The following is a 9,556-nucleotide window of genomic DNA, read 5'->3' as shown; positions in this document are numbered from 1 at the left end:
ACCCATGTCCTGAGACATAACATGGTGAGGAAGCGGCGTTCTTGTCGGTGGTCGAATGTATGTTCGAGTCGTGCAGGAGACGGTGGCCCTTCCCGAGGACCTGGCGGCGATGCCGCCCGGCCCGGAACTGGCCGCCGTCCTGGCGTCGATCGACCTCGCGGCGACGGCGAACGAGGACCTGCCGGTGCTGCTGCAGGCCCGGTACCGGCAGGTTGCGCACGAGCAGGCCGGGTTGTACGAGGTGGTGGCGCAGATCGGCGTCGCCGACCCGGAGCGCGACCTCACGTCCGAACAGGCCGCCGCCCTGGTCGCCTGGGTACTGCCCCGCGCGGCCGACTGGACCGCCGGCCGACTCGACGCCCGGCTGCGAGCCCTGGTCGCCGACCTCGACCCGGCCCACTTCGAACGCCGCTACCGCCGCGCCGTCGCCGGCCGCGAGGTCGTCGGCATGCTCTGCGCCGACGGCACCGTCACCCTCACCGCCACGGCCACACACGGCAGCCCGACCACACACGGCAGCCCGACCACACACGGCAGCCCCTCAACACGCGCCGCACGGCCCCGACCCTCACCTCGACGCGCCACCCTTCGTCCGACCCGACGACGAGAGCTACGGCCTCGTCCAGCCCGTCCCACCGCCCGAAACCGTGCCGGGACCACCCGCCGTCGTCCTCGACGAGGAGCCGCCCTTCTGATCCGACGGCGCACCGAGGTCTCCTCGCGCTCGTCCGGCCGGCGGCGGAGGGTCTCTCGACGATCGCCCGACGACCACCACCGGTGAGTTCTGTCCACTCGTCGGGTCTGCCGGAGGAGACGCTGGAGGGAACGAGCATGCCCAAGGTGATCGCCGACATCTCCATGTCGCTGGACGGGTACGTCACCGCGCCCGGTGTGGACCAGGAACACGGCCTCGGCATCGGCGGCGAGGCGATCCATGCGTGGGTGCTCGAGGAGCCCCGCTCCCCCGTCGACGCAGCCGTGCTGGCGCGCAGCTTCGAGGACACCGGCGCCGTCGTGATGGGGCGGCGACTGTACGACATCGTGGACGGGCCGAACGGCTGGAACGACGACGTCGGGTACGGACACGACCAGGACCAGTCGGCGGCGCCGCCCTGCTACGTCGTCACCCACGAACCGCCGACCCGGGTGCGGCTCGCGTCCCGGTTCCGGTTCGTGACCGCAGGGGTGGCGGCCGCCGTCGACCAGGCCCGGGCGGCCGCGGGCGACAAGGACGTCGTCGTCATGGGCGGCGCGAACGTCCTCGACCAGGCCCTGGCGGAGAGGCTGGTCGACGAGCTCCGCATCCACCTGTCCCCGCTGTTGCTCGGCGGCGGCACGCGTTTGTTCGAGCTCGTCGGCCCGACGACGCTGATCCAGCGGGCGGTCGCCGAGTCGCCGCGGGCGACGCACCTGACCTACGAGGTCGTCGGGGACCACGAGGCCACAGATCCCGACCCGGACACCGGCGGGACTCGACAGGGCCGGTCCGACCTCACACCATGACGATCCCGCCGTCGATCATCACGGACTGGCCGGTCATGTAGTCCGAGTCCGGGCCGGCGAGGTACGAGACGAAGCCCGCGACGTCCTCGGGGGTCTGCACTCGCTTGAGCGCGATCAGCTCCGTGTACTGCCTGAGGGTCTCGCCGCGTTCGTTGCCCAGGTAGGGGCCCATCTTCTCGTCGATGAGATCCCACATGTCCGTCCCGACGATGCCCGGGCAGTAGGCGTTCACCGTGATTTCGTGCTGCGCCAGTTCCTTCGCGCCGGCCTGGGTCAGCGCCCGGACCGCGAACTTCGTGGCGGAGTAGTGCCCGAGGAAGTCGAAACCGGAGTGCCCGGCGATCGACGCGGCGTTGATGATCTTGCCGCCGCCGTTCTCCTTCATGTGCCCGGCGGCGGCCTGGATGCCGTAGACGACGCCGAAGACGTTGACCCCGAACATCGTCTGCAGGTCCTCCGGCGTGAGCTCGAGCAGGGTCTTGACCTGCGCGATCCCGGCGTTGTTGACCATCACGTCGAGGCCGCCGAGCTGCGCGACGGTGGCCGCGACGCCCTCGAACACCGCGTCCCGCGAGGTCACGTCGAAGGGCAGCGCGACGGACGACCCGCCGGCGTCGGCGATCTCCCCGGCGACGGACTCGGCGGTGGCCTTGTCGACGTCGTTGACGGCGACGGCGTGCCCGTCCTTCGCCAGCCGCAGGGCGATCGCCCGGCCGATCCCACGCCCGGCCCCGGTCACCAGCGCGACGGTCATCCCAGGACCTCCTTCGGCGAGACGAGGATCTTCACGTTCTCCTCCTTGTTGTCGATCAGCTCCCGGAAGCCGCCGGACACGATGTCCTCGAGCCCGATCCGGCCGGTGATGAACTGGGCGGCGTCGACCTTCCCGTCGCGCAGCAGCGCGATGGTGTCGGGGTGGTCGCCGCAGTAGGCCAGCGAGCCGATCAGGTTGACCTCGCTCATGACCAGGTCGTTGACGGCGACCTGCGGCACGTGGCCCCAGATCGCCACGTTGACGACGGTGCCGCCGGGGCGCACGGAGCCGATGGCCGAGGCCAGCACGGCGTCGATCCCGGCGCACTCGAAGGCGACGTCCGCGCCGCCGCCGGTGAGGTCGAGGATCGCCGCGGGGGCGTCGTCGGTGATCGGGTCGATGATCACGTCGGCCCCCGCCGGCGTGGCCTTGGCCTTGCGCGCGGCCGCGGGCTCCACCACGACGACCTGCGACGCACCGGCCGCCCTGAGCGCCGCGGTGGTGACCAGCCCGATCGGGCCGGCGCCGTAGACCACGGCGGTCCCGCCCTCGCGCAGCCCCGACAGGCGCACGGCGTGGTAGCCGACGGCGAGGGGCTCGACGAGCGCGCCCAGGTCCGTCGGGAGGTCGCCGAGCGGGTGCACCCACCGCTGGTCCACCACGCAGCGCTCCGCGAACCCGCCCTGGTCACCGGCCAGCCCGACGAACCCGAGGCTGCGGCAGATGTTGTAGCGGCCCGCCTGGCACGCGACGCACTCCCCGCACACCCAGTACGGCTCGACGGCGACGCGGTCGCCCTCGCTCACGCCCGTCACGCCGGAGCCCACGGCCGAGACCACGCCGGCGAACTCGTGCCCGAGCACGACGGGCATCTCCACGCCGGTGAGCGGGTGCGGCTCGCCCTTGTTCGGGACGAAGATCGGCCCCTCGAGGAACTCGTGCAGGTCGGTGCCGCAGATGCCGCACCAGTCGACCGACACCTCGACCTGGCCCGGCGCCACCACCGGGTCGGGGACCTCGTCGATGCGGATGTCGCCGGGACCGTGGAACCGCGCTGCTCTCATGTGTCCACGCTCACGTCCGGGCCGGGGCCTGGGCAACGGTTGCAGCGAGGTTGCAGGATCACCCCCATGACCACAAGCGCGGACACCGACGTCCCCGACCGGCGTGCGGTGCGCGAGTTCGCCCGCCACCTCTTCGGCGTCTACACGGCCGGCGGGTTGACCATGATGATCGACCTCGGGCACCGCACGGGGCTCTTCGAGGCCGCCGCGCAGGGACCGGGCACGTCGCCGGAGCTGGCGGAACGGGCCGGGCTGCAGGAGCGCTACGTGCGTGAGTGGCTGGGCGCGATGGTCACCGGCGGGATCATGACCTACGACGACGGGCGGTACGCGCTGCCGCAAGCGCACGCCGCCGCGCTCACCGGGCCCGGCTCGAAGAACATGGCGCCGATGGCGGCCATGGTGCCGCTGCTCGGCCGCAACCTCGACGGCATCGCCGAGGCCTTCCGCACCGGCGGCGGCCTGCCCTACGAGGCGTTCGCGCCCGACTTCACCGGCGTGATGGACCAGCTCAACCGCCGCCCGCTCGACGAACTGCTGGTCGACGCCTGGCTGCCGCTCGTGCCCGGGCTGAGCGAGCGGCTGACCGCGGGCGCGCGGGTGGCCGACGTCGGGTGCGGGACCGGGCACGCGATGGTGGTCCTGGCGAAGGCCTTCCCGGCCTCGACCTTCACCGGCTACGACCTCGCCGAGGACGCCCTCGCCCACGCGCGCGCCGAGGCCGCCGACGCGGGCCTCACGAACGTGCGATTCGAGACCGCCGACGCGGCCGCCCTCCGACCCACCGAGCCCGTCGACGTCGCGTTCGCCATCGACGCGGTGCACGACCAGGCCGATCCGGCAGCGGTGCTGCGCGGGATCCACGACGCCCTGGTGCCCGGCGGGCGCTTCGTCATGGTGGACATGGCCGCGGCGAGCGACCTGGCCGACAACGTCGGCAACCCGTTCGCCCCGTGGATCTACACGATCAGCACCCTGCACTGCATGACGGTCTCGCTGGCGCACGGCGGCGCCGGGCTGGGCGCGGCGTGGGGCAGGGAGCTCGCCGTGCGCATGCTGGGCGAGGCCGGGTTCGGCGAGGTCACGGTGACACCGGCGCCCGGGCAGGCGCTGAACCTGATCTACGCGACGGAGCGGCCGGGCTGAGCGCCCGACCACTCCGTCGCCCCCGCTCCCCCGGGGCGGTCCTCAGGCCTTGGCCTGCATGCTCTCCCGGGCGGGGTTCGCCTGCTCCCCGGCCTTCGGGTCCTTCTCGGACGCCTTCTCCCGGACCCCGGCCTCGATCCGGTCGCCGATCTCCTTGTCGATGTTGTGCCAGTACTCGAACGCGCGCGCGAGGACCGGCTCGGACACGCCGTTGAGCAGGTGCCCGACGACGTTGTCGACCAGCCTCTCCCGGGCGGCGTCGTCCATCACCTCGCGGACGAGCGTGCCCGGCTGGGACCAGTCGTCGTCCTCGGCGTGGTCGACGTAGGCGGTGCGCATGATGTCGCCGTCGGCGTACCAGGTCGGCACCCGGCCGTAGCGCTCGGTGTCGGCCGCGGGGCCGCCGTAGGAGTTCGGCGCGTACACCGGGTCGGAGACCTTCTTCACCCGCATCGCGCCGTCCTTGGAGTACGAGTGCGTCTCCACGACAGGGGCGTTCACCGGGATCTGCTGGTAGTTGCCGCCCAGGCGGTGGCGGTGCGCGTCCGCGTAGGAGAACAGCCGCGCGAGCAGCATCCGGTCCGGCGACGGCCCGATGCCCGGCACGAGGTTGTTGGGCTGGAACGCGATCTGCTCGATCTCGGTGTGGTTGTCCGTGGGGTTGCGGTCCAGCGTCATCCGGCCGACCTCGGTCAGCGGGTAGTCGCCGTGCGGCCACACCTTGGTCAGGTCGAACGGGTTGAAGCGGTACGTCTTGGCGTCCTCGTACGGCATGATCTGTACGAAGAGCGTCCAGGACGGGTAGTCGCCGTCGCGGATGTGCTCGAACAGGTCACGGGTGTGGTAATCCGTGTCCGCCGCGGCCATCTGGTCGGCCTCGTGCTGGGTGAAGTTCTGGATGCCCTGGTCGGTCTTGAAGTGGTACTTGACCCAGAACTCCTCGCCGGCGGAGTTGATCCACATGTAGGTGTGGCTCGTGTAGCCGTTCATGTGCCGCCAGGTGCGTGGGATGCCCCGGTCGCCCATCAGCCAGGTGACCTGGTGCGCGGACTCCGGCGAGAGCGTCCAGAAGTCCCACTGCATGTCGTGGTCGCGCAGGTTGTTGTCGGCACGGCGCTTCTGCGACCGGATGAAGTGCTGGAACTTCATCGGGTCCTTGACGAAGAAGACCGGCGTGTTGTTGCCGACCATGTCGTAGTTGCCCTCGGACGTGTAGAACTTGATCGCGAACCCGCGCGGGTCGCGCCACGTGTCGGGGCTTCCCCGCTCCCCCGCGACGGTGGAGAAGCGGATGCCCAGCTCGGTCTTCGCACCCGGCTGGAAGAGCGCCGCCCTGGTGTAGGCGCTCACGTCGTTGGTGACCTCGAAGTGGCCGAAGGCGCCGCTGCCCTTCGCGTGCGGCTGGCGCTCCGGGATGCGCTCCCGGTTGAACTGCGCCATCTGCTCGATGAGGTAGCTGTCCTGCAGCAGGATCGGTCCGCCGGGGCCGACGGTGAGCGAGTGCTCGTCACTCTCGACCGGGATACCGGCGTCGGTCGTGGTGGGGTTCGGGCGCGTGCTCGTCACGGGGTCTGCGCCTCCTCGTCGTGGAGTCGTGCGTGCTGTGCTCGCGTGGTGGGCGAGAGGACGGCGCGCTGGGCGCCGTCGGCTGGGATACCCACCTCCGCACGCGTGACACCTGCTCGCCGGTCCGACGCCCCGTCGGTTTCCGGTATCGCCGGGCTGCATAAGAGGTTCGTCCCGGGGGTAGTGACGGTCTGCCCGAGAACGGAGGTGCGGCACGATGGTCGACGACGACCGGCTCCCCCAGAACGACGACGCGACGGTCCCGGCGGGACCCCCGACCGTGATGTCGATGGACGAGAACCAGCTGTGGGACGTGGTGCGCGCCCTGGCCGAGCCCGCCCGCGGCGAGTTGCGCGCACTCTCCTGACCTCGCCCGGTGCGCCGGATCCTCACCCTTCGCCGAGGTGAGCTGCGGCGCCCCGCCGTGTAGCGTCGGGTCGTCCGCCGACGACGACGGACCGCGTGGTGGGCGCGGGTGGTGATCTCGGACGTGATCGACAGGGAACGGGAACGGTTGCTGGCCGGTGAGGTCGAGCGCATCCCGCGTCGGCGCGAGATCGTCGAGTCCTGGCGGCGGTCACGCCTGTCCGGGGTCGACCCCGACCAGCTGGAGCTGCCGCAGGCCCGCCTCGAGGAGACCCGCTTCAGCCGCACCGCGACCCCGGTCCTGGAGGCCGCGGCCGACGCCCTGGTCGGCGCGGACACCAGCCTGATGCTCACCGGCCCGACGGGCACGGTGCTCTGGCGCTGGACCGACACCGACGGTCTCCGCCGACGGCTGGACCGGCGCTCGGTCGTCGTCGGCACGCAGTGGGCCGAGGAGCACGTCGGCACCAACGGGATCGGCACGGCCCTCGAGACCGCCCGGCCCGTCGTCGTGACGGGGGCGGACCACTACGCGGGCGCGCTGCACGGGTTCAGCTGCGCGGCGGCACCGGTCCGCCACCCGATGACCCGGCGCGTCCTCGGCGCGCTGAACATGACCTGCCGCGCGGAGGACGCGAACCCGCTGGTCCGGCCCACCCTGCTCAAGCTCGTCCGGGAGATCGAGGCGGAGCTCTACGGCACGAGCAGTGCCCGGGAGCGCGAGCTGTTCCGGCACTACCTCAGTGCCCGGCGACGCAGCTCGGCCGCGGTCGTGGTGCTCGACGGCGACATCCTCATCGCCAACCGCGCCGGGGCGCGCCTCGAGCTGGACCACCGCGCCTGGTGGGCCCGGGCGCAGGACGAGCTGGCCGGGGCCACCGAGGTGACCGTGCCCGCGGGCCCGGACGGGCCGGAGGTCCGGTGCCGGACCCTGGCCTCGGCGGGCCGGACGGTCGGGCTGATCGTCACGGTCCCGGAGGCGGCGGAGGGGCCCGGCGCCCCCGCTCGCACCGCGGTGGCGGTCTCGCCCGCGTCGGGCGACGGACTCGCCGGCACCGTGCGCCGGCGGCTCGGGACGGAGCCGCTGCTCCTGCACGGCGAGCCGGGTACGGGCAAGACCACCCTGCTGACCGGCCTGGGACTCGCGGTGCACGACGCCGCGCGGGTGCCCACCACGGGCCTGCCCGCCTGGCTCGACGGGGTGCGCAGCGCGTGCGCCGGGGTGGCGCTGACCCACCTGCACACGCTCGACGACGCCGCCTGCGCCGCCCTCGGCGCGCTGCTCGACGACGTGCTCCGGGAGGCCGGATCCGGCCGGCGGGCGGCCCGGGTCGCCGGCACCTGGTCCGGGGACCCCGCCGCGGCCGCCCCGGCCCAGCAGGCGCTGCTCGACCGCTTCGGGGTCGACGCCGTCGTGGTCCCGCCGCTGCGCAGCCGCGCGGACGAGATCCCCGCGCTGCTCGACGGGCTGCTCGACGAGCTCACCGTCGACCGCTCCGCCCCGCGGCCACGGCTCACCGCGGAGGCGACCGAGCTGCTGCGTCGGTATCCGTGGCCGGGCAACCTCCGCCAGCTCGCCGGGGTGGCGCGGTGGCTGGCCCGGCAGGACCGCGCCGTCGTCGACGCCGACGACCTGCCCGCCCGGCTGCGCGCCGCGACCCCGCGGACCCGGCTCACCCCGATGGAGGCCGCGGAGGCCGACGCGATCCGGGAGGCACTGCGACAGTGCGGCGGCAACAAGCTCGCCGCCGCCACGCAGCTGCAGATCGCCCGCTCCTCGCTCTACCGCAAGCTGCGGGAGTACGGGATCTAGGACATCTCGTCCATCTGTCGGGAGCCGGGTACGACGAGGGCCGGGATCGCCCCCGGCACGACGAGGAGCAGCACGCCGAGCGAGAGCAGCAGGACCGCCGTCGCGTAGGTCGTGACCCGGCCCCACGGCAGCGTCTCCTGAGGTTCCACGCCATCGTCGGCGCCCTCCGCGAGAGCGACGATTCTCCACCGCGGCCACGGGACGGCCAACGACGGTCCCCCCGGGCCGGGCTACCGATCAGTAGAGCGCTGCTTCGAAGATCCGCAGGTCACAGGCCGGTTGTGGGCAGCGGGGCGAGGCAGGAGACTCGACCCGGCCCCCCGTCGTCGACTCGGAACCGGGTGTCCCCCATGCACGACCGCGCTCCGCGCCTCACCGGACTCGGGCACGCCCTGCCCCCGCGGGTCGTCACCAACGACGACCTCGCCGCGACCCTGGACACGTCGGACGAGTGGATCCGCACGCGCAGCGGCATCGGGACCCGTCGGCACGTCGATCCCGGCACGGCGACCTCGGACCTGGCCGCCGAGGCCGGCGCCCGCGCGCTCAAGTCCGACCTGCAGACCGGCGGCAGCGGCGAGGTCGACCTGGTCGTGCTCGCCACGACCACCCCGGACCGGACCTGCCCGGCCACCGCCCCGCTCGTCGCGCACCGCCTCGGCCTGGGCACGGTTCCCGCCTTCGACGTCAACGCCGTCTGCTCCGGGTTCCTCTACGGCCTGTCGACCGCCTCCGCGATGATCGTCAGCGGCGCCGCGGAGTCCGTGCTGCTGGTCGCCGCCGACACCTTCTCGACCATCGTCGACCCCGCCGACCGCCGCACGGCCTTCCTCTTCGGCGACGGCGCCGGAGCGGTCGTGCTGCGGGCGCCCGGCGGCACCCACGGCCCCGCCGTGCACGACGTCGTCCTCGGCAGCGACGGCGGCCAGGAGGACCTGATCATCACCCCGGGCGGGGGCTCCCGCGATCCCGGCTCCGCGGACCGCTGGTTCACGATGCAGGGCCAGGCCGTCTACCGGCAGGCCGTCGACCGGATGACCCGCTCGAGCCAGGAGGTCCTGGAGCGCACCGGGTGGGCCGTCGAGGAGATCGACGGCTTCGTCGGGCACCAGGCCAACCGCCGCATCCTCGACGCCGTGGCCCGCCGGCTCGGTGTGCCCGCGGACCGGGTGGTGGCGAACCTCGACCGCGTCGGCAACACCGCGGCCGCCTCCATCCCGCTCGCGCTCTCCGACGCGCACGAGCGCGGGGTGCTGCGCCCCGGCGGCAAGCTCGTGCTGACCGCGTTCGGCGGCGGCGCCACCTGGGGCGCCGCCACCCTCACCTGGCCCGACCTGGGCTGAC

10 protein-coding genes are annotated in these 9,556 nt (G+C 73.0%); 6 read left to right on the top strand and 4 right to left on the bottom strand.

The features are described 5' to 3' along the window. Nucleotides 1-70: 70 nt before the first annotated feature. Together ACL02T_RS33555 and ACL02T_RS33550 are read left to right on the top strand one after the other, a co-directional pair. On the top strand, nucleotides 71-781 hold the full coding sequence (locus ACL02T_RS33555; protein ID WP_412834853.1) for a hypothetical protein: 711 nt from the start codon (nucleotides 71-73) through the stop codon (nucleotides 779-781). Beyond that, nucleotides 778-1,503: a dihydrofolate reductase family protein gene (locus ACL02T_RS33550; RefSeq protein WP_412834852.1), complete on the top strand. Its 726-nt coding sequence runs from the start codon at nucleotides 778-780 to the stop codon at nucleotides 1,501-1,503. The genes ACL02T_RS33555 and ACL02T_RS33550 overlap by 4 nt, the downstream gene beginning before the upstream one ends. On the opposite strand, the gene ACL02T_RS33545 is transcribed toward ACL02T_RS33550, so the two are convergent. Continuing rightward, nucleotides 1,493-2,257 (bottom strand): acetoin reductase, encoded by a 765-nt coding sequence (locus ACL02T_RS33545; RefSeq protein WP_412834851.1) that lies wholly within the window; start codon nucleotides 2,255-2,257, stop codon nucleotides 1,493-1,495. The two genes, ACL02T_RS33550 and ACL02T_RS33545, sit on opposite strands and share 11 nt — an antisense overlap. Beyond that, nucleotides 2,254-3,321, bottom strand: a complete 1,068-nt coding sequence (locus ACL02T_RS33540; protein ID WP_412834850.1) for a 2,3-butanediol dehydrogenase — start codon at nucleotides 3,319-3,321, stop codon at nucleotides 2,254-2,256. The genes ACL02T_RS33545 and ACL02T_RS33540 overlap by 4 nt, the downstream gene beginning before the upstream one ends. 66 nt (nucleotides 3,322-3,387) lie before the next feature. Here ACL02T_RS33540 and ACL02T_RS33535 point away from each other — a divergent pair, with 66 nt between their 5' ends. Then, complete coding sequence (locus ACL02T_RS33535; RefSeq protein ID WP_412834849.1) at nucleotides 3,388-4,467, top strand: class I SAM-dependent methyltransferase; 1,080 nt, start codon at nucleotides 3,388-3,390, stop codon at nucleotides 4,465-4,467. A gap of 42 nt (nucleotides 4,468-4,509) precedes the next feature. Here the strand turns inward: ACL02T_RS33535 and ACL02T_RS33530 are convergent, their stop codons facing one another. Next, on the bottom strand, nucleotides 4,510-6,033 hold the full coding sequence (locus tag ACL02T_RS33530; protein WP_412834848.1) for a catalase: 1,524 nt from the start codon (nucleotides 6,031-6,033) through the stop codon (nucleotides 4,510-4,512). Nucleotides 6,034-6,250: 217 nt separating this feature from the next. On the opposite strand from ACL02T_RS33530, the gene ACL02T_RS33525 reads away from it, so the two are divergent. Continuing rightward, nucleotides 6,251-6,400 (top strand): hypothetical protein, encoded by a 150-nt coding sequence (locus tag ACL02T_RS33525; RefSeq protein WP_412834847.1) that lies wholly within the window; start codon nucleotides 6,251-6,253, stop codon nucleotides 6,398-6,400. Nucleotides 6,401-6,508: 108 nt separating this feature from the next. After that, on the top strand, nucleotides 6,509-8,212 hold the full coding sequence (locus ACL02T_RS33520) for a sigma-54-dependent Fis family transcriptional regulator (RefSeq protein WP_412834846.1): 1,704 nt from the start codon (nucleotides 6,509-6,511) through the stop codon (nucleotides 8,210-8,212). On the opposite strand, the gene ACL02T_RS33515 is transcribed toward ACL02T_RS33520, so the two are convergent. Further along, nucleotides 8,209-8,361, bottom strand: coding sequence for a hypothetical protein (locus ACL02T_RS33515; protein ID WP_412834845.1), 153 nt, complete (start codon nucleotides 8,359-8,361; stop codon nucleotides 8,209-8,211). The genes ACL02T_RS33520 and ACL02T_RS33515 overlap by 4 nt on opposite strands. Nucleotides 8,362-8,562: 201 nt before the next feature. On the opposite strand from ACL02T_RS33515, the gene ACL02T_RS33510 reads away from it, so the two are divergent. After that, entirely contained in the window at nucleotides 8,563-9,555 is a 993-nt protein-coding gene (locus ACL02T_RS33510; RefSeq protein WP_412834844.1) for a beta-ketoacyl-ACP synthase III, read from the top strand. Nucleotide 9,556: the final 1 nt, after the last annotated feature.

The organism is Pseudonocardia oceanicola (assembly GCF_047200735.1).
Classification (GTDB): domain Bacteria; phylum Actinomycetota; class Actinomycetes; order Mycobacteriales; family Pseudonocardiaceae; genus Pseudonocardia.
The sequence above is the reverse complement of the archived record's forward strand: the minus strand, read 5'-3'. Positions and strand labels throughout refer to the sequence as shown.

Coding starts and splice junctions, on each gene's coding strand:
- ACL02T_RS33535 (WP_412834849.1), top strand. CDS start 3,388: ATGACCACAAGCGCGGACACCGACGTCCCCGACCGGCGTGCGGTGCGC.
- ACL02T_RS33545 (WP_412834851.1), bottom strand. CDS start 2,257: ATGACCGTCGCGCTGGTGACCGGGGCCGGGCGTGGGATCGGCCGGGCG.
- ACL02T_RS33540 (WP_412834850.1), bottom strand. CDS start 3,321: ATGAGAGCAGCGCGGTTCCACGGTCCCGGCGACATCCGCATCGACGAG.
- ACL02T_RS33525 (WP_412834847.1), top strand. CDS start 6,251: ATGGTCGACGACGACCGGCTCCCCCAGAACGACGACGCGACGGTCCCG.
- ACL02T_RS33510 (WP_412834844.1), top strand. CDS start 8,563: ATGCACGACCGCGCTCCGCGCCTCACCGGACTCGGGCACGCCCTGCCC.